Here is a 19,451-nt window from a genome sequence, read left to right as displayed (position 1 = left end):
GGGGGCTTGACGAGTCCTCGAGAGGGGTGCATTCTTGGGTTAGAGGTTCTAACCACAGCGAGAGCTTCACTCCCGAGAGAGGCACCATCATGCGAGAGACCCACGCAGCCGAGCACCAGCCGACGTCGACGGCCACGACTGAGACCGCGCCCGTCACGACCGCCACCACCATCACCACCGAGATCGTGCTGCCCGGCGTCGTCGAGGTCGACGGACTGGAGGTCCGGCACGTCGCGGCGCCCACCCCGGGCCGGGGTGAGGTGCTGCTCGCGATGGAGGCCACGGGCGTCTCGTTCGCGGAGCAGCAGATGCGGCGGGGGAAGTACTACGACCAGCCGCCGTTCCCGTTCGTGCCGGGGTACGACCTGGTGGGCCGGGTGGCCGCGACGGGACCGGGCGTGGATCCCGCGCTCGCCGGGCGGCGCTTCGCCGCGCTGACCAAGACCGGCGGCTGGGCGAGCCACGTCGTGGTGGCCGCGGCGGACCTCGTCGAGGTGCCGGACTCCGTGTCGTCGGCGGACGCCGAGACGCTGGTCGTGAACGGCATCACCGCCTGGCAGATGCTGCACCGCACCGCGAAGGTCGAGGCCGGCGACACGATCGTCGTGCTCGGCGCGAACGGCGGCGTCGGCTCCGCCCTCGTACAACTGGCGCGGATCGCGGAGGTGCGGGTGATCGGCACGGCGTCGCGGCGCCACCACGACAAGCTGCGCGAGCTGGGCGTCACACCCGTCGACTACCGCGACCCCGACCTGCACGGACGGCTGCGCGTACTCGCGCCGAACGGGGTGCGGGCGGTCTTCGACCACGTGGGCGGCGAGGGCGTCGTGGACTCGTTCCGGCTGCTCGCGCCGGGCGGCACCCTCGTGTCGTACGGCACGGCGTCCACGCGTGACGCCGCCGGGTCCTCCAAGGCCCCCGTCCTGAAGCTCTTCGCACGCCTGGCGATGTGGAACGCGATGCCCAACTCCCGGCACGCGCACTTCTTCAACATCTGGGCGGGCAAGCGCCGCGCCGCCGCCTTCCGCGAGCGGCTGCGCACCGACCTCGGTCAGGTCTTCGCGCTGCTCGCCGAGGGCAGGATCCGGCCGCAGGTCGCCGCGCGCGTCCCGCTGTCGCGGGCGGCCGACGCGATGCGGCTCGCGGAGTCCGGCACGGTCGCGGGGAAGGTCGTCCTCGTACCGGACAGCGAGGTTCTGGAGGGCGAGGTCCCGGACGGCGGGCGCACGTCGGAGGCGTAGGGCTCACAGGGGTCACCCGGTGCGGCGCCGACCGGCCCGGCGCCCGCGACTTGCGCGGGTCGTGACCGCCAGAGCCACCGCGGTCATCGCGGACAGCAGCGCCCAGGCCGGGGTGAAGCTGCCGGTGAGGTCCTTGAGCAGGCCGAGCGTGGGAGGGACGAGGACGATGGCGATCTGGTTGACGGACATGGCGAGGCCCAGGGCGAACCCCGTCCGGCCCGGCGGAGCCACCTCGGCGACGTGGGCGACCCACGGGCCGTACCACCCGAATCCGAAGAACCCGAGCCAGACGAGCACCGAGCAGGCCACGGCGGGGGAACGCCCGAGCGGCGTCATGAGGACCGCCATCCCCGCGAGCACGGCGACCATGCAGACGCGTACGACGACGTATCTTCCGGAACTGGAGCGATCGCTCCAGGCCGCCAGGCCGATGCGGCCGACGACACCCGCCCCCTGCGCCGCCACCAGGACGAGCGCGGCGGTTCCCGCGCCGAGGGACGCGGTCTCGTGGAGATGGAGCACCGTCAGGATGCCGACGCCGCACTGCACCGAGATCAGGCTCGTCCCGGACAGCATGATCCGTACCATGGACGGCTCGCGGAACATCCGTACGCGGGACCGGAGTTGAGCGGCGAGCGGGACGCGCACCGCCTCCGTGGGCGATGGCGCCTCGGGCCCGGCCTCACCACGGAACGGCGGCCGACGATAGAAGCCCATGAAGACACCGGCGCCGAGGAGCGCCACGAGCCCGCCGGCCACGAGGGTCGACCGCCAGCCGAAGGCCACGGCGAGGACGGGCAGCACGGCCGAGGCGAGCGCGGCGCCGAGCGGCAGGCCCGCCTGGCGGATGCCCATGGCGAGCCCCATCCGGGATCCTTCGAACCAGGACGCCACCGATTTGCTCCCGCCGGGCTGGACGGTGCTGTATCCCGCGCCGACGACCACCAGGACACAGAGCAGGGACACATAGCCCGGCGCGGCCCCGCCCGCGCACAGGACCACGGCGACGAGCGAGGCGCCGAACCCGACGACCCAGCGCTCGTCGTAGCGGTCGAGGAGCACCCCGGCGACCAGCAGTCCGACCAGCGGTACGACCTGCGCCGCCGAGATCAGCAGGCCCAACTGGGCGGTGCTCAGGGCCAGATCGCGTTGCAGGTGGACGCCCATCGCCCCGATGCCCTGCACGAAGAAGCCGGCCGCGGCCTGGGTGAAGGTGGCGATGCCGAGGACGACCCAGCGGTACCGCCACGCGGCCGCGGCAGAAGCCGTGCTCGGGCCTGCGGCCGGGATCGCGGACGGATCAGCGGACGGAGTTGCGGGCGGGCCCGCGGGCGGATCGGCGGGCGGGCCCGCAGTGCGTTGGCGCATGCCCACCACGCTGCTGTAATAGCCTTATGCATCTCAACCCTTACGGCGAGGATGCCGTGAACCTGGCCGCGAACCTGGCCAACCGGCGCCCGTCGAGCGCCACGGAACTCGCCGTCCGCTGCCGCGCCGCCGGGCTCGCACTCGAAGGCCCGGTCACCCCGGCCGACTTGGACCGCGCGCACGAGGCACTCGACGCGTGGGAGCGAGTGGTGGACGCGGCCGACGCACACGAGCGCGCCGACCTGCTCAACGGAATGCTGGCGGCGGCCACCGCCCACCCTCGGCTGACCGACCACACCGGCAGCGGCTGGCACCTGCACTACCGCGACGACCGACAGCCCCTCGGCTCGCTGCTCTTCTCGCTGATCGCCGTGGGCACCGCGCTGCATCTGACGGGGCGCGGCATGCACCGCCTCGGCCGGTGCGCCGTGGCCGAATGCGCCACCCTATTCGCCGACACCTCCCGCACCGGGCGGCAGCGGTACTGCTCCCAGCGGTGCGCCAATCGCGACGCGGTGCGCAGACACCGGGCCCGCGCCTCGACGTGACCGGCGCCCGGAGCGCCCCGCGTCAGCGCCCGGAGGGTCCCGCGGCAGCGCCCGGACCGCCCCGCGTCAGTGTCCGGAGCACCCCGTGGCACCGACTTCCGGCCACATCATCAACTCCCGCCAATTCACGACGCTTTCAGACATCCGTACGAAAGTTTCGCCCGTCATGCACCATTACGCCGGTCTCCTCGACAGGATCGACAGGGCCGCGTCCGAGCGACCGCTGTGGACGCGCACACCCCTGTCACCTGGGAGGAACTTTGGCACCTGGTCCCCAAGAGACCGGCAGGCGGCGGCCCGGCACCCCCTCGCCGCCCGAACAACTGCTCTTCGGCGGGCGGTTGCGTGGATCGTGGGGCTGGACCGCGCACGAGGGCGCGCGGCTCAACACGTCGTTCCTGACGATCCTGCGGCAGATCCCCACCCTGTTCCGGCACACGGTGTCACTGGCCTGGCGCGCCGACCCATGGGCGCTGGTGGTGGTCGCGGTGGCCCAGCTCGGGCAGGCCGCGGCGACCGCGTTCGGGTTGCTCGCCACCAACCGCGTCCTGGTGTCGCTGTTCGCGGCGGGGCCGACGGCCGACCGGGTGCGCGACGCGCTGCCGTCGCTGGTGTGGGTGGCAGCGGCCAGCGCGTTCGCGGCGACGCTGCGGGCCGTGTCCTTCGCGGCCGCGGGCCGCCTCGGGCCGAAGGTGGAGCGCCTCGCGGGGCTCTCCATGATGGAGAAGGTCATCCGCGTGGAGATGGAGCACATCGAGCGCGCCGACTTCCACGCGGTCGTCGACTCCGGACAGCACGGCCAGACCGCGGCCCGCCGTCTCATCGAGCACACCCTCGGCATCGTCGAGGCGCTGATGGCGCTGCTCGCCGTCAGCGGGGTCCTCGCGGTGCTGCACCCGGTGCTGCTTCCGCTCCTCGCGGCCGTGGTGGTGCCCAAGGCCTGGGGCACGGTGCGGGCGGCGCGGCGTACGTACGAGTCGGTGCAGATCTGGCTGGAACACGTGCGCCAACAGGGCGCGTTGCGGCGGCTGTTGATCTCGCAGAAGGCCGCGCCGGAGCTGCGGGTGCACGGCGCGGGGCCGTTCCTGCTCGACCAGTTCGACCAGATGGCGGCGCAGGCCGCGGACGAGCAGACCCGCCTCGCACACCTGGAGGCCCGTACCGACCTGGCCACGTCCGCGCTTTCGGGGCTGACCGCGGGCGGCGCCTACGCCCTGCTGGCCTGGCTCCTGACGAACGGTCACATGCCGCTCGCGTCCGGCGCCACCGCCGCGCTCGCCCTGACCAGCGGCACGGCGGGCCTGCGCCGCATGGTGACGCACATCCATCATCTCTACGAACAGAGCCTGTTCATGAACGACTTGATCCGCGCCCGCGAGGAGGCGGCACAGCGCGCCATCCCCGCCACCGGCACACCGGTGCCCGAGCCGCCCGAGGTGATCGCCTTCGACCGGGTGACGTTCCGCTACCCCGAACGCGAGACGCCCGCGCTCGACGAGGTGTCCCTGACCATCCGCAAGGGCCAGGTGATCGCCCTGGTCGGCGCCAACGGCTCGGGCAAGACGACGCTCAGCAAACTCCTCGCGGGCCTGTATCTGCCCACGTCGGGCGCCATCACCTGGGACGGCACCGACCTGCGCGCGCTGCGCCGCGACGACGTCTTCGGGCATGTCTCCCTTGTCCTGCAGAACTTCCAGCAGTGGCCGTTCACGGCCCGCGCCAATGTCGCCATCGGCCGCCCCACGGAGATCCACGACGCGGACCGCCTCGACGCGGCGGCCGCGTACGCCGACGCGCACCGCGTCCTCGACGACCTGCCGTACGGCTGGGACACCCTGTGCGAGAAGGGATACGAGGGCGGCGTCGACCTCTCCGGCGGCCAGTGGCAGCGCATCGCCCTGGCCCGCGCGTACTTCCGCGACGCCGACATCCTCATCTGCGACGAGCCGACCAGCAGCATGGACCCCGCCGCCGAGATCGAGGCCTTCCGCAAGATCCGCGCGCTCGCGTCCGCCGACCAGACCATCGTCCTGGTCACCCACCGCCTGCACAGCGTCAAGGAGGCCGACGTCATCTACGTCCTCGACGAGGGCAGACTCGTCGAGCACGGCGACTTCGCCACGCTGATGTCCGACGACGGACCCGGCCTGTTCCGGCGCCTGTTCGAGCTGCAGTCGCTCCAGTACCGCACGGACCTGCCGGCCGACACTCCGGCCGACACGCTGGACGCCGTGCCCACGCAGCGCGGCCCGGCCGCCCGGGAGGACGCTAGGCCGGGCCGGTCCCCGGTGAACGGTCCGGGCCAGTCCCCGACGGGCGGCGCAACCGGTTGAGCCGCAGGGCGAGTTGGAGCTCCAGGGCCCGGTCGGGCGTGTTCCAGTCCGGGCCCAGGAGGCGGGCCGTACGGTCCAGGCGCTGCACGACGGTGTTCACGTGTACGTGCAGCACCTCCTTGGCGCGCGACAGGCTCGTGCCCGCCTCGAAGTAGGCGTCGAGGGTGCGGACGAGTTCGGTGCCGCGCCGTTCGTCGTAGTCGATGACGGGCCCGATGACACGGTGCACGTAGCCGTCGATGTCCGTGCGGTCGCCGAGGAGTACGCCGACGAAGCCGAGCCCGGACACGCTCGCGCCCTCGCCGGTGCGGCCGAGGACCGTGAGCGCCTGAAGGCAGCGGACGGCTTCGCCGTGGACGGCGGGCAGCCGGGCCGGTCCTTCGGCGGGTCCGGCGGCGCCGCACGTCACCGGCGCCCCGAGGGCCTGGCCGAGGTCGGCGGCCAGGCGCTCGGCGAGCGGTCCGGGCGCGTCGGTCGGCGCGAGCACGACGACGTGACCGCCCTGCGGTCCGGCGAGGCCGCGCAGGGTGCGGGCGTGCCGTGCGGCCTCGGTGGTCAGGCGGGAGCGCAGGCCGGGCTCGCAGTGCAGGACGAGGACGGACGTCGGTTCGGTGAGGTCGACGCCGAGGCGGCGGGCGCGCAGGGTGAGGCTGCCCGCGCGGCGCGGGTCGCCCGCGTGGGCGGGGGTGAGCAGGTCGTCGAGGAGTTCGCCGCGCACCCGGTCCTCGGCCTCGGCCACGGAGCGGCGCAGGAGCAGCAGCAACGCCGTGTCCAGGCTGGCCCGTTCGAAGAGCCGCCGGTCGCTGTCGGTGAGGTCGGGGCGGTCGCTCAGTGCGATGCTGCCGAGCGGTTCGGGTCCGGCGAGCACGGCGGACACCCAGACGCCGTCCACGGGCACGGCGCGGCCGCTGGCGCGCGATGCGGCGACGCCGCGCGCGGCCGGGGCGGGCGAATCGGCGCCCACGCGGGCGAGTTCGGTGCCGTCGGCGTCCTGGACGACCAGGCCGCCGCCGAGGAGCGCGGCGATCTCGGCGGCGAGGTCGGACACGTCGCCGCCGCGCAGCACCAGGTCGGTGAGGCGGTCGTGGGTCTCGGCGGCGCGCCGCATGGCCTCGCTCTGGGCGCGGGCGGTGGCCGTCGCGGCGTTGAGTTCCACGAGGGCGGCGCGGGTCTCCTCCAGGAGGCGGGCGCTGTCGATGGCGACGGCCGCGTGGTCGGCGAGGGAGGCGAGCAGGGCGATCTGGTCGGGGTCGAAGTCGCGCGGCGTCCGGTCGGCCGCGTACAGGACGCCGATGACGCGGCTGCCGACCCGCAGCGGCACGCCGAGGATGCCGCGCAGGCCCTCCTCGCCGACGCCCGTGTCGATGGTGTCGGTGTGCTTGAAGCGGGTGTCGGCGCGGTAGTCGGCGCTGGCGTAGGGCCGGGCGGTCTGCGCGACGAGACCGCCGAGCCCCTCCCCCATGCCGAGCCGCAGCAGTTGGAACCTCGCGGACGTGGAGCCGTCGGTGACCCGCATGAACGTGTCGCCCTCGGCCGGGTCGTTGAGGGTCAGATACGCGACATCGGTACGGAGGAGCAGGCGCGCGCGGCGGACGATGGCGCGCAGGACCGCGTCCAGGTCGCTGAGGGCGGCCAGGTCGCCGGCGGTGTCGAACAGCGCGGACAGTTCGGCCTCGCGGCGGCGGTGCTGGTCGAGGGTGCGGCGGATGGCGAGGGCGGTCTCTGCGGCCTCCTCGACGTAGGCGAGTTCCGCGGGGCCCGCCCCGGCCTCGCGGGCGGCGGCGACTGGCCGCGCGAAGCTCTCGGCGGGGGCCTGCCGGCCGAGGAGGTCGAGCAGGTCACGAAGGGTGGCGGCGGCGAGGCCGTGGGGGGCGGCGGGGCCATCGGGCGTGCTGGTGGGGGCCAGGCCGTCGTGGGATGCCATGTCGCTGCTGCCTTCCGGCCGTTGTCCGTTGTCCGTGGCCCGCTGGTGTCCCTCTGCCGGATGCGCTCAGGACGGTTCGCCGGAGCGTACTGGCGTGCGGGCGGTGTCGGGCAGCGGGGTGTCCGTCGTCGCTGTGCCTGTCTCGACGTGCCGGAGGTCGCGGCCGCGGGTCTCCTTGGCCAGGGCCACCGTCACCGTCGTCACCAGGGCCGCCGCGCACAGGTACACGGACACGGGCACCGACGAGTCGAAGTCCTTCAGGAGCTCGACGGCGATGATCGGGGCGAGCGCGCCCGCGACGATCGAGGCGAGCTGGGAGCCCATGGAGGCGCCGGAGTAGCGGACCTTGGTGTCGAACATCTCCGAGATGAACGCGGCCTGTGGCCCGTACATGGCGCCGTGCAGCAGCAGCCCCACGGTCACCGCCGCCGTGATGACGGTGAACGACTCGGAGTCGACGAGCGTGAAGAACGCGAACGCCCACAGCGCCATGCCCACCGACCCGATGAGCGTCACGGGCCGCCGCCCGATCCGGTCGGAGAGCGCGCCCCAGGCGGGGATCGCGGCGAAGTGGAGGGCGGAGCCGATGAGGACGGCGTTGAGCGCGGTGCTCTTGGGCAGGTCCAGGTGCTTGGTGACGTACACGAGGACGAAGGAGGTGAGGATGTAGTACGAGATGTTCTCGCCGAAGCGGGTGCCGATGGCCGTGAGGACCTGCCGCCAGCTCTTGCGGAACACCTCCACGACGGGCGGCTCGTCCTTCTCCCCCTGCGCGGCGGCGGCCTCGGCCCTGGCCTGCGCCTCCAGGAAGACGGGCGACTCGGACACGGAGAGCCGGATCCACAGGCCGACCATCACCAGGACCCCGGACAGCAGGAACGGCACGCGCCAGCCCCAGGCCTGGAAGGTGGACTCGGACTGCACGGCGGCGAGCAGCGCGAGCACACCGGTGGCGAGGAGGTTGCCGCCGGGGGCGCCCGACTGCGGCCAGGACGCCCAGAAGCCGCGGTGCTTGTCGCCGCCGTGCTCGGAGACGATGAGGACGGCGCCGCCCCACTCGCCGCCGAGCGCGAAGCCCTGCACCAGGCGCAGCACGGTGAGGAGCACGGGCGCGCCGATGCCGATGGCGTCGTACGTGGGCAGCAGCCCCATGGCGAAGGTCGCGCCGCCCATCAGGAGCAGGCTGAGCACGAGGAGTTTCTTGCGGCCGACCTTGTCGCCGTAGTGCCCGAACACGACGCCGCCGAGCGGGCGGGCGAGGAAGCCGATGGCGTAGGTGATGAAGGCGATGAGGGTGCCGGTGAGCGGGTCGGCGGTGGGGAAGAAGATCTCGTTGAAGACGAGGGCGGCGGCTGAGCCGTAGAGGAAGAAGTCGTACCACTCGATGGTGGTGCCGACGAGGCTCGCCGCGACGATGCGGCGGATGCTGTGCGGGGAACGCTCGGGACGCTGGGAACGCTCGGGACGCGCCATGGGGATCACCGTGTTTCGCTCTCGGGGACGGACGGTCAACTGCCTTGCCAGGGAGCCGAGTTGGTCAGGTCGCCGCCCAGCCGCCGTCCATCGACAGACAGGCGCCGGTGACGAAGCCGGTGTGCGGGCCGCACAGCCACAGCGCGGCCGCGGCGACCTCCTCGGGTTCGATGAGCCGCTTCATGGGTGAGCGGGCGAGCAGCACGTCGGAGACGACGGCCTCGTCGCTGATGCGGTGGGCGGCGGCCTGGTCGTGGATCTGCCCCTGCACCAGCGGCGTACGTACGTAGCCGGGGCTCACGCAGTTGCTGGTCACGCCGTGCGGGGCGCCCTCGACGGCGGTGACCTTGCTCAGCCCCTCCAGGGCGTGCTTCGCGGCGACGTACGCGCCCTTGAACGCGCTCGCCCGCCGGCCGTGGACGCTGGAGATGTTGACGACGCGGCCCCAGCCGCCCGCGTACATGTGCGGCAGGGTCTGGCGGAGCAGCAGGAACGGCGCGGTCACCATGACCTGCTGGATGAGCGCGAACCTCGCCGGGGGGAACTCGGTGAGCGGGGCGACGTGCTGGAGTCCCGCGCTGTTGACGAGGATGTCGACGCCGGTGGGCAGCGCCGCTATCGCCTCGGCGTCGGCGAGGTCCGCGATGTGCGCGTGCCCGCCGACGGCGTCCGCGACTGCCTTCGCCGACGCCGCGTCGATGTCGACGACGTGCGTGTCGGCGCCGGCCGCCGCGAGGGCCACCGCGCAGGCCCGGCCGATGCCGCTGCCGCCGCCCGTGACCAGGGCGACGCGTCCGCTCAGGTCGGCGCCGGCCGCGGCGGGGATGGGGTCAGGTGCGCTTGTCATGGCGGGAAACATAGGGGCGGGGCAGGTGAAGGCCCATGTGGCCGGATGCCACACTCACGGCCGCTTTCATGGTGCGTGCCGCCACCTGCCTCACCCGGCGAGCCCCCACCCCGCCCCCATCCGGTATGCCGCGCACATCCCGACATCGAGCAGGTTCGCCCCCGCCGCACCGCACTGTTCACTGCCGGTGCCCGGATCGACGGGCTGGCCGTGCGCCATGCCGGTGACGCGGTACGTCTCCACGACGGGGTCGCCGCCGGGGCCGTGGAAGACCTGGTGCGGGTATCCGGCGACCGTGTCGGAGACGTCCGGTGCCTGATCGGCGCCCTGGACGTCGGTCCACTGGTCGGCAAGGCCGGTCATGTTGACGGGACCGACCTTGGTGTCGGCGGTGCCGTGGAACACGGTGAGCCGCGGCCACGGTCCGGTGTAACCGGGGCGGGCGGCGCGTACCCGGTCGCCCCACTGGCGCGGACTCTGACCGCCGCCCGCGCTCATGCACACCCACGGCGATCCGGCGGCCTGCGCGCACCCGTACGGCAGCCCCGCGACGACGCCGCCCGCAGCGAATTTCTCGGGGTACGTCGCCATCATCACGGCCGTCATGCCGCCGCCGGCGGACAGGCCCGTGACGTACACGCGCGAGGAGTTCCCCGCCACGTCGGCGAGCTGCCGGTCCACCATCTGCGCGACGGACGCGGCCTCGCCCTGGCCGCGCGCCGTGTCGCCGGTCTGGAACCAGTTGAAGCACGAGGAGATGTTGTTGAGGGGCTGCTGCTGCGGCAGCACGAGGGAGAACCCCCACCGGTCGGCCAGCTCGGTCCACCCGCTGCCGGTGCCGTACCCGGCGGCGTTCTGGGTGCACCCGTGCAGCACCACGACGACGGGACGCCCACGCGCAAGGCCGTCGGGAACGTACCGGAACATCTTCAACTGGCCGGGGTTGGTGCCGAAGCCGGTGACTTCCTGGACGGGCGCGGCGGCGCGGGCCGCGGGCGCGGCCGTAGCCGCGGGAAGGGAGGGGGCGACGAGGAGGGCGGCGGCGGCCAGGGCCACCACCGCACCTCCCCGTGACCGACGAAAGCGTCGCGCTCTTCTGGTCTCTGTCTCTGTCATGCGCAGGGACTGTAGAAGCGGGCGCGCGCCGCCCCTATGGCACCGGGAACCACAACTCGCCCGGCACGCCTGTCGGTCGCCGCCCGTTCAGCGCTGCCGGAAGCTACGCGGCGCGGGCGCCGTCGACGGCCGACGAGCGGCCGAGCTTGTCGACGGCCTGGTAGTACGTCCAGGCCAGCGCGTCGCAGGAGACCTTCTTGGCCCCGCTGTACGCGGAGCACACGCGCTTGAGGTCGGCGTAGAAGGCGCTGTCGATCCGGGCCTTGTTGGCGTCGAAGGAGCCTGCCTCCTTGTAGTTGCGGTACCCGAAGTCGTGTCGGGCACAGGACGTCTCGAAGGGGAAGCCGAACGGGTTGTCGGGGGACGAGGAGCAGTAGTCCGTGGACCAGTTGAACTGGTAGGCGCTCCAGGCACCCTGGTTGTTCCGGGCCGAGAGCCAGGCGTTGTAGCTGCCCGCGTCGGTCTGGGTCCAGCGGCTGAGCACCTGCGGCTTGTCCGCGGGGGCGGCGGCGGCCGGGGACGCGGCGATCCCCGTCCCGATGGTGAGGGCGGCGGCACTCATGGCCAGAGCGGCAAGTCGGCGACGCATGGGGGTTCCTCCCGTGGGGGTGGTGCACGAATCGTGGGGGTGGTGCCCACGGGCCGCACCTACGCGCACGGCCCGCGCACTTCAGTGATCACCACTGATCTTTCGACCAGTGGTCGTACGCGCCGCCCAGGCCTGTCGACCCGATGACCAATGAGATCCGGACGGCATCTTCCCTATACGACACCGGAGTTGGCTCGAAACCTTCGTACGACTCCACGCTGCGAGTACGCGCTTCCGCGACTAGTTCGACCACCATGGGGGAAAGGCCCCCGAAAACGATCAAGGGCCCTGCCTCACCGAAGTGAGACAGGGCCCTCGACCCTGGGCTCGAAGCCCTCTTGCACCGTCGGGACGACAGGATTTGAACCTGCGACCCCTTGACCCCCAGTCAAGTGCGCTACCAAGCTGCGCCACGTCCCGGTGCGTTTTGCGCGGTGTCCCGCGTGATCACGCAGGTAGAACTCTACCGCACCCCGCGGGGTGCTCCGAAGCGGTATCCGCGCCGGTGGGGCGGCGGGTGGCCGTCCGGTCCCGCACTCCGGCGCGGGGCGCGCGAGAATCGGCGTATGAGTAGCGCACTTGGTACGGACGGGGCGGACGGCGGGCGTGATCGCGACGCGGAGGGGCGGGCCCGCAACGCCCGGCCGCGCGACGGGCTCGGGCGGCCCTTGCCGTACGGCACCGAGGGTGTGGAGCGGCAGCCGGAGGGCGTGGTGCGTACGCCCCGGGAGACCCTCGCCGAGGCGCAGGCCCTGCTCGACGCGGGCCGGCCCTTCCACGCCCACGAGGTCTTCGAGGACGCCTGGAAGTCCGGGCCCGACGAGGAGCGCGGCCTGTGGAAGGGCCTCGCCCAGCTCGCCGTCGGCCTGACGCACTCCGCGCGCGGCAACACCACCGGCGGGGCACGGCTGCTGCTCCGGGGCGCGGGCGCCGTCTCGGCCTGGGCCGGGGAGGCCTCGGGGCGGCAGCGGCCGTACGGGATCGACGTACCGGAACTGGTGGAGTGGGCGCGGGGGTTGGCGGCGCGGGTGGAGCGAGGGGAGGGCGAGCCGCTGGACGCGGCGGTGTGCGCGCCGCGTCTCGTCTCCGGCGACAGCAGCGGCAGCGGCAGCGGCAGCGGCAACGGCAACGGCAACTGAGCACTCCCGTGCACACCCGCCCACACCCCCCACTCCCCCGTCCGGCAAACTCGCCCCGTGCGAAAGATTCATGTCATCGGCATCGGCGCGGGCGACCCCGACCACCTCACCCTTCAGGCGGTCAAGGCGTTCGGGGACACGGACGTGTTCTTCATTCTCGGGAAGGGCGAGGAGAAGGTGGACCTCGTGGCGCTGCGGCGGGGCATGCTCGACGCGCATCGGCCGGACGGGGCGTACCGGGTCGTGGAGGCGCGTGACCCGGAGCGGGACCGGAAGGCGGGCGGCGCGGACTACTCGCCCGCCGTGGACGACTGGCGGGGCCGCCGCGCGGACATCTACGAGCGGCTCATCGCTGAGGAGCTGCGCGCGGAGGAAACGGGGGCGTTCCTCGTGTGGGGCGACCCGGCGCTGTACGACAGCACCATCGGGATCCTGGAGGAGGTGCTCGCGCGCGGGTCCGTGGAGTTCGACTACGCCGTCGTACCGGGCATCAGCAGCGTCTCCGCGCTCGCCGCGCGCCACCGCACCGGCCTGAACCGCGTCGCGCGCCCCGTGCAGATCACCACGGGCCGCCGCCTCGCCGACGAGGGCTTCCCGGACGGCGTGGACGACGTGGTGGTGATGCTGGACGCCCGGCAGGCCTTCGGGCGGTTCGCCGACCGGGACGATGCCGGGATCTACGAGATCTATTGGGGCGCGTACATCGGTACGCCGGACGAGATCCTCGTCTCCGGGCCGCTGGCCGAGGCCGCCCCGCGGATCGAGCGGCTGCGCGCCGAGGCCCGCGCGCGCAAGGGCTGGATCATGGACACGTATCTGCTGCGCAGGCGCGGCGACGGCTGATCCGCTCCGGGCCGCACTCACCCGCCGTCAGCCCGTCACCGGACCGGACGGCCCCGCATGCACATGCCCGGTGCCGGTGTGAGGGTGGGCCTGTGACCGTTACCGAGCAGCCCGCGGCCGCGCAGGAGCAGGGCCCGCCGGTCCTGGACAAGCGCCGGCGCAATGTCGTCTTCGTGACGATCATGCTGGGCGTCCTCCTCGCCGCGCTCGACCAGACGATCGTGGGCACCGCGCTGCCGACGATCGTGTCGGACCTGGGCGGCGCCGAGCACATGTCGTGGGTCGTGACGTCGTACCTGCTCGCGGAGACGGTCGCGACGGTGCTCGTCGGCAAGTTCGGCGACCTGTTCGGCCGCAAGATCGTGTTCCAGGTGTCGGCGGTCGTCTTCATCACCGGATCGTTCCTGTGCGGCCTCTCGACGAACATGACGCTGCTCATCGCCTGGCGGGCGCTGCAGGGCATCGGCGCGGGCGGCCTGATGGTGACGGCGATGGCGCTGATCGCCGACGTCATCCCGCTGCGGGAGCGCGGCAAGTACCAGGGCGCGATCGGCGCGGTCTTCGGTGTGTCGACGGTCATCGGGCCGCTGCTCGGCGGCCTGTTCACGGACCATCTGACCTGGCGCTGGGCGTTCTACGTCAACGTGCCCATCGCGATCCTCGTGGTGGTGGCGGCGGCCCGCACGATCCCGGTGGTGAAGTCGGCGTCGAAGCCCGTCATCGACTATCTGGGCATCGCGCTCGTGGCGGTCGGCGCGAGCGCGCTGATCCTCGCGACGAGCTGGGGCGGCAACGAGTACGCGTGGGGCTCGGCCACCATCATCGGCCTCTTCGCGGGCGGACTGCTCTCACTCGCGGGCTTCTGCTGGGTGGAGACACGCGCGGCGGAACCCATGCTTCCGATGCGGCTCTTCGCGAACCCCGTGTTCACGGTCTGCTCCATCCTCAGCTTCATCGTGGGCTTCGCGATGCTCGGCGCGATGACGTTCCTGCCGACCTATCTGCAGTACGTCGACGGGGACTCGGCCACGATCTCCGGCGTGCGGACGCTGCCGATGGTCGTCGGGCTGCTCATCGCGTCCATCTTCAGCGGCAATGTGGTCAGCAAGACGGGTACGTACCGTATTTTCCCGATCGTGGGCGCCCTGGTGATGGCGCTCGGGCTGTTCCTGCTTTCGCTGATGGGCAGCGAGACCAGTACGTGGCTGGAGTCCCTGTACATGTTCGTGCTCGGTGCCGGCATCGGGCTGTGCATGCAGGTGCTCACCATCGCCGTGCAGAACACCGTCGCATACGCCGACCTGGGCACCGCCACGTCCGGCGTCACGTTCTTCCGTACGCTGGGCAGCTCGTTCGGGACGGCCGTGTTCGGCACGATCTACGCCAACACACTGGCGCCGAACCTGCGCGACGGGGTCGCCGAGGCCGCGCGGACCGGGGCCGCGCCGCAGGACGCGATCGCGAAGGCCTCGCAGAGCCCGCAGGGGCTGCACGATCTGCCGGGCGCGGCGGCGGCTCCGCTGGTCAAGGCGTACGCGGACACCCTCCAGACGGTGTTCCTGTGGACCGTGCCGGTCGCGCTCGTCGGGTTCGTCGTGGCGTTGTTCCTCAAACAGGTCGAGCTGCGCGACAGCGCGCGGATGAGCTCGTCCGACATGGGTGAGGGCTTCGCGTCGCCGCAGTCGGGCGACTCCGGGCGGCTGCTCGAACTCGCCGTCGGCAACATCCTGCGCGCCAAGGGCCCGCAGACCGCGCGCGCCATCATCCAGAAGTCCGACACCCGCCTGGACATGGCGGGCGCCTGGGCCGTCATGCAGGTCGCCCTGTTCACCCGGATGGTCGGCCACGCCAACCTCAACCTCATCGCGGCCCGCCGCCAGTTGCCCGCCGAGGTCCTTGTGCCGGTGTTCGACCGGATGGTCGAGGAGGGCTATCTGGTCCGCACCGGCACGCTGTTCGAGCACACCGCGGCGGGCGCGCGCGAGGCCGACGTGATCGGTGCGGCGTGGGCGGCCTGGCTGCGCGAGGAGTTGGAGAAGGACGGCGGGCGCGCCCTGGAGGGGACGACCGAGGGCGACGGACGGCTGATGGCGGCGGTCGACGCGATCGCGAAGCGGCTGCTGGCGGAGGAGCTGGCGCAGGGGCTCGCGCTGGACCGGGGGCGGCGGCCCCGACCGGCGGCACCGGCGGTGTCGGCGTAGGCCGCACGCCCACTCCGCCCACTTGCCTGTTCCGCCCCCTTGTCTGTGGTGGGCCCGCCACCTCGCGGCTTACGCGCCCGGCAGTCCGAGTCGTGCGAGTACGGCCTCGATGTCCGCCACCACCGTCACCCCCGGCGGCGGCTCCGGACGGCGGACGATCACCACGGGCAGGGCCAGGTCGCGGGCGGCCGTGAGCTTGGCCGCGGTGGCCGCGCCGCCGCTGTCCTTGGTCACAAGGACGTCGACGCGGTGGGCGCGCAGCAGCGCCGTCTCGCCTTCGACGGTGTACGGGCCGCGGTCCAGGAGGATCTCCACGTCCCGGGGCAGCGGTGGCTCGGGCGGCTCGACGGAGCGTACGAGGAAGTGGAGGGCTTCGTAGGGGGCGAAGGCCGCGAGGCCCAGGCGGCCCGTCGTGAGGAAGACGCGGCGGCCGAGCGCGGGGAGCACGGCGGCGGCCTCGTCGAGGGAGGCCGTCTCGTGCCAGTCGTCGCCGGGGACGGGGCGCCAGCCCGGTCGGCGCAGGGCGAGCGCGGGGACGCCGGTGGCCCGCGCGGCCTGGGCCGCGTGCGCGCTGATCATGACGGCGAAGGGGTGCGTGGCGTCCACGAGGGCGGTCACGCGGTTCTCGCGCAGCCAGTCCGCGAGGCCGTCCGGGCCGCCGAAGCCTCCGACGCGTACGTCGCCGTCGAGTGCCGCGGGACGGCTGACCCGGCCCGCGAGCGACGTCGTCACGCGCACGCCCGGCCGCGCGGCGAGCGCGGCGGCGAGGCGGCGGGCCTCGGTGGTGCCGCCGAGGACGAGCACGTGGGGCGGGTGGGGCATGGGTCGAGCGTACGTGGGGGTGTCGTCGCAGCCGCCGGGCGCGGGGTCAGCGCAGCAGGAGCTGGAGGCCGCCGAGGACGGTCGCGCCGATGACGAGCTGTTCGAAGAGCCGCTGGTTGATGCGGTTCACGCACGCCTTGCCGAGGAGCGCGCCGGGAATCACGAAGAGGGCGAGGGCCGCGTCGAGAAGGAGCGAGGGTCCGTCGATGAGGCCGAGGCCGACGCTGAAGGGCACCTTGGAGGTGTTGACGATGAGGAAGAACCACGCCGAAGTGCCCAGGAAGCTCAGCTTCTTGAAGCCCGCCGAGAGCAGATACATCGACATGACGGGGCCGCCCGCGTTGGCGACCATGGTGGTGAAGCCGCCGAGCACGCCATAGGAGGGGGCGGCGAGCCGTGCCGCCCCGCCCGACGCCTGGTCGTCCTCGGCCTCCGCCCGCTCGGCGGCCCGTCGGCGCCACACCGTCACGGCCGCCATCAGCAGCAGGATCGCCCCGATCGACGTACGCACTGTTCCGTCGTCGGCGAACATCAGGAACACCGTGCCGACGGCGACGCCCGCGCCGACCGCGGGGAACAGCCGCCACAGCGTGGGCCAGTGGGCGTGTCTGCGGTAGGTGAGGACGGCGAGGACGTCGCCGACGATGAGGATCGGCAGGAGCACGCCCGTCGACGCGCGGGCGGGCAGGACGGCGGCGAAGACGGCGAGACTGATCGTGTTCGCGCCGCTGACGGCGGTCTTGGAGAAGCCGACGACACCGGCGGCCAGGGCCAGCGCGCCGAACTCCCAGACGGTGAGGGCGGATGTCCCGGAGAGGGCGGATATGACGGTGGGGGCGGCTGTGGCGTCCATGCTGGGAACCGATGGTATGCCCAAGCAGTTCGCGGCGGGGAAGCCCCGGAGGGCCGGGGTCGCCGGTCCCGTTCGATGCCGGGGTCGTCAGTCCCGTTCGACCAGGAGGGCGCTGCCCTGGCCCACTCCCACGCACATCGTGGCGAGGCCGCGGGTGGTGCCGGTGCGGCGCATGCGGTGCAGGAGGGTGGTGAGGATGCGGGCGCCGGAGCAGCCGAGGGGGTGGCCGAGCGCGATGGCGCCGCCGTCGGGGTTGACCAGCTCCGGGTCGATGCCGAGGGCGTCGACGCAGGCCAGCGCCTGGGCGGCGAACGCCTCGTTGAACTCGGCCTCCTGGATGTCGGCCACGGTCCAACCGAGCCGGGCGAGGGCCTTCTGGGTGGCGGGCACGGGGCCGATGCCCATGACGTCCGGGTGCACGCCTGCGGAGGCGCCCGCGGCGTACCGGCCGAGGGACTCCAGGCCCAGGTCGTTCAGGGCCTCTTCGCTGACGAGGAGCAGCCCGGCCGCGCCGTCGTTCATCGGGGACGCGTTGCCCGCCGTGACGGTGCCGCCCTGGCGGAACACCGGTCGCAGCCCGCTGAGCTTCTCGTACGAGGTGTCCTCGCGGATGCACTCGTCCGCGGTGACGACCGTGCCGTCGGGGGTGGTGACGGGCAGCAGTTCGTCGTCGAAGTGGCCGTTCTTGCGGGCGGCGGCGGCGCGTTGGTGACTGCGCAGGGCGAAGGTGTCCTGGCGCTCGCGGGAGACGTCGTACCGGGCGGCGACCTCCTCGGCCGTCTCCCCCATCGACAGGAGCCCGTGCAGCTCCTTCATCTTCGGGTTGACCAGGCGCCAGCCGAGGCGGGTGTCGACGGTCTCCATGCGGTGCGGCAGGGCCTCGTCGGGGCGGGGCAGCACGAAGGGGGCGCGGCTCATGGACTCGGAGCCGCCCGCGAGGACGATGTCGGCGTCGCCCGCGGCGATGGTGCGGGCCGCCGTGGTGACCGCCTCCAGGCCCGAGGCGCACAGCCGGTTCACCGTGGCGCCGGGCACGGACTCCGGGAGGCCCGCGAGCAGGACGGCCATCCGGGCGACGTTGCGGTTGTCCTCGCCCGCCTGGTTGGCGGCGCCCCAGTAGACGTCGTCGATCCGGGCCGGGTCGAGCTGCGGCACGCCGTCGAGCAGTCCGCGTACGACGGTCGCGGCGAGGTCGTCCGGACGGACGGCGGACAGGGCGCCGCGGAGCTTGCCGATCGGGGTGCGGCGGGCGGCGACGAAGTGAACGGTGCGCACGGGGCTACTCCGGGACGTGAGCGGTTTAATTAGCGCTGCTAGTTTCGGAGTGTACGGGGACCTCGTGCGGCCGTCCAGGGACCTCAGGGGGTGATCGTGCGTGCGCCTCAGGCGGCCGTCCAGGCGCGGAAGACGCCGACGCAGCCGCGGACGGTCAGCTCGTGGCGGTCGAAGTGCCGGTCGAGCTGGGCGCGGAGGTCGTCCAGGGTGTCGCCGTCGTTGTGGAACGCGCCCCGCTTGTTCAGCGTCCGCATCGCCCTGCGGGCGACGGAGGACACCGGCACGCCGCCCGACAGGACCGTGGTGCCGAAGACGACGCCCCCGGGGCGGACCACCGCGGCGGCGTGCGCGAGGGCGATGCCCTTGTCCGGCAGGCCACCCGGGACGCAGTGCAGCAGATAGCTCATGCCGACCGAATCGTGGGAGTGCTCCGGTACGGGCAGGGGCTCGAGGACGTTCGCGCGCACCGTCTCCACCTCGTACCGGCGCAGGCGATGGGCCGTGTGCGCAAGGGAGTTGGGGTTGAGGTCGACCAGGGTGATGCGGGGCTCGGGTACGGGGAACCGGGCGTGGTGGAGCAGATAGCCGCTCCCTACGCCGATGTCCATGTGGCGGGCGCCGACGCACGTGTCGTACAGCTGCCGGGAGACCTTCGGCGGGCAGCGCCAGAGCAGGGGCGCGGTGCCTCGGTACACCATCAGGTCGTAGAGGTTGAGGAACGGCTTCGAGTAGCCGGCCTGGCCGTCGATGACGGCTTGGTCGAGGTGGTCGAGGGACTTGCCGTCGGGGGACTTGCTGTCGGGGGTGCGGTCGGGGGTCATTCTGCTCCTTGGGTGGGGACGGGGGCGGGGACGGGGGCGGGGGCGGCGAGCCAGTCGC

The 19,451-nt window shown here is 72.8% G+C and carries 16 protein-coding genes and 1 tRNA gene; 6 read left to right on the top strand and 11 right to left on the bottom strand.

Translation table 11 applies throughout. The features are described from left to right. Nucleotides 1-89 precede the first annotated feature (89 nt). Complete coding sequence (locus IEY91_RS05760) at nucleotides 90-1,241, top strand: medium chain dehydrogenase/reductase family protein (RefSeq protein ID WP_189173101.1); 1,152 nt, start codon at nucleotides 90-92, stop codon at nucleotides 1,239-1,241. Between the two features lie 12 nt (nucleotides 1,242-1,253). Here the strand turns inward: IEY91_RS05760 and IEY91_RS05755 are convergent, their stop codons facing one another. Then, nucleotides 1,254-2,609 (bottom strand): MFS transporter, encoded by a 1,356-nt coding sequence (locus tag IEY91_RS05755; RefSeq protein ID WP_189173100.1) that lies wholly within the window; start codon nucleotides 2,607-2,609, stop codon nucleotides 1,254-1,256. A gap of 26 nt (nucleotides 2,610-2,635) precedes the next feature. Between IEY91_RS05755 and IEY91_RS05750 the strand changes: the two genes are divergently transcribed. Both IEY91_RS05750 and IEY91_RS05745 read left to right on the top strand, forming a co-directional pair. Beyond that, the gene (locus IEY91_RS05750) at nucleotides 2,636-3,157 is read left to right on the top strand and encodes a CGNR zinc finger domain-containing protein (RefSeq protein ID WP_189173099.1); all 522 of its coding nucleotides are present in this window, start codon (nucleotides 2,636-2,638) and stop codon (nucleotides 3,155-3,157) included. 260 nt (nucleotides 3,158-3,417) lie between these two features. After that, a complete protein-coding gene (locus IEY91_RS05745) occupies nucleotides 3,418-5,490 on the top strand; it encodes an ABC transporter ATP-binding protein (RefSeq protein WP_229696726.1) in 2,073 nt (690 codons plus the stop codon). On the opposite strand, the gene IEY91_RS05740 is transcribed toward IEY91_RS05745, so the two are convergent. From IEY91_RS05740 to IEY91_RS05715, 6 genes are all read right to left on the bottom strand, one after another. Next, entirely contained in the window at nucleotides 5,426-7,414 is a 1,989-nt protein-coding gene (locus IEY91_RS05740; RefSeq protein WP_189173097.1) for a helix-turn-helix domain-containing protein, read from the bottom strand. The genes IEY91_RS05745 and IEY91_RS05740 overlap by 65 nt on opposite strands. Nucleotides 7,415-7,480: 66 nt before the next feature. Then, the gene (locus IEY91_RS05735; RefSeq protein ID WP_189173096.1) at nucleotides 7,481-8,887 is read right to left on the bottom strand and encodes an MFS transporter; all 1,407 of its coding nucleotides are present in this window, start codon (nucleotides 8,885-8,887) and stop codon (nucleotides 7,481-7,483) included. 64 nt (nucleotides 8,888-8,951) lie between these two features. Then, entirely contained in the window at nucleotides 8,952-9,734 is a 783-nt protein-coding gene (locus tag IEY91_RS05730) for a 3-hydroxybutyrate dehydrogenase (protein WP_164318104.1), read from the bottom strand. 90 nt (nucleotides 9,735-9,824) lie between these two features. Next, nucleotides 9,825-10,793: an extracellular catalytic domain type 1 short-chain-length polyhydroxyalkanoate depolymerase gene (locus tag IEY91_RS05725; protein ID WP_229696725.1), complete on the bottom strand. Its 969-nt coding sequence runs from the start codon at nucleotides 10,791-10,793 to the stop codon at nucleotides 9,825-9,827. A 160-nt stretch (nucleotides 10,794-10,953) separates the two neighbouring features. Next, entirely contained in the window at nucleotides 10,954-11,439 is a 486-nt protein-coding gene (locus IEY91_RS05720) for a phospholipase (RefSeq protein WP_189173094.1), read from the bottom strand. A gap of 346 nt (nucleotides 11,440-11,785) precedes the next feature. Beyond that, a tRNA-Pro gene (locus tag IEY91_RS05715) sits at nucleotides 11,786-11,859 on the bottom strand. A gap of 146 nt (nucleotides 11,860-12,005) precedes the next feature. Between IEY91_RS05715 and IEY91_RS05710 the strand changes: the two genes are divergently transcribed. The 3 genes from IEY91_RS05710 (at nucleotide 12,006) to IEY91_RS05700 (ending at nucleotide 15,622) form a co-directional block, all read left to right on the top strand. Beyond that, nucleotides 12,006-12,578 carry a DUF309 domain-containing protein gene (locus IEY91_RS05710; protein ID WP_189173093.1) on the top strand — a complete coding sequence of 191 codons (573 nt, stop codon included), beginning with the start codon at nucleotides 12,006-12,008 and terminating at the stop codon, nucleotides 12,576-12,578. Between the two features lie 57 nt (nucleotides 12,579-12,635). Continuing rightward, a complete protein-coding gene (cobF, locus tag IEY91_RS05705; RefSeq protein WP_189173092.1) occupies nucleotides 12,636-13,421 on the top strand; it encodes a precorrin-6A synthase (deacetylating) in 786 nt (261 codons plus the stop codon). Between the two features lie 92 nt (nucleotides 13,422-13,513). Beyond that, entirely contained in the window at nucleotides 13,514-15,622 is a 2,109-nt protein-coding gene (locus IEY91_RS05700; RefSeq protein WP_189173091.1) for an MDR family MFS transporter, read from the top strand. A 69-nt stretch (nucleotides 15,623-15,691) separates the two neighbouring features. Here IEY91_RS05700 and IEY91_RS05695 read toward each other — a convergent pair whose 3' ends face one another. From IEY91_RS05695 to IEY91_RS05680, 4 genes are all read right to left on the bottom strand, one after another. Further along, a complete protein-coding gene (locus tag IEY91_RS05695) occupies nucleotides 15,692-16,444 on the bottom strand; it encodes a cobalt-precorrin-6A reductase (protein WP_189173090.1) in 753 nt (250 codons plus the stop codon). A 46-nt stretch (nucleotides 16,445-16,490) separates the two neighbouring features. After that, nucleotides 16,491-17,297, bottom strand: a complete 807-nt coding sequence (locus tag IEY91_RS05690; protein WP_164318116.1) for a sulfite exporter TauE/SafE family protein — start codon at nucleotides 17,295-17,297, stop codon at nucleotides 16,491-16,493. An 87-nt stretch (nucleotides 17,298-17,384) separates the two neighbouring features. After that, on the bottom strand, nucleotides 17,385-18,572 hold the full coding sequence (locus IEY91_RS05685; protein ID WP_189173089.1) for a thiolase family protein: 1,188 nt from the start codon (nucleotides 18,570-18,572) through the stop codon (nucleotides 17,385-17,387). Nucleotides 18,573-18,679: 107 nt separating this feature from the next. Beyond that, nucleotides 18,680-19,393 carry a class I SAM-dependent methyltransferase gene (locus IEY91_RS05680; protein ID WP_189173088.1) on the bottom strand — a complete coding sequence of 238 codons (714 nt, stop codon included), beginning with the start codon at nucleotides 19,391-19,393 and terminating at the stop codon, nucleotides 18,680-18,682. Between the last annotated feature and the right edge of the window lie 58 nt (nucleotides 19,394-19,451).

This window comes from Streptomyces lasiicapitis (genome assembly GCF_014646335.1).
Classification (GTDB): domain Bacteria; phylum Actinomycetota; class Actinomycetes; order Streptomycetales; family Streptomycetaceae; genus Streptomyces; species Streptomyces lasiicapitis.
This window is presented reverse-complemented; position numbering and strand designations above follow the sequence as displayed.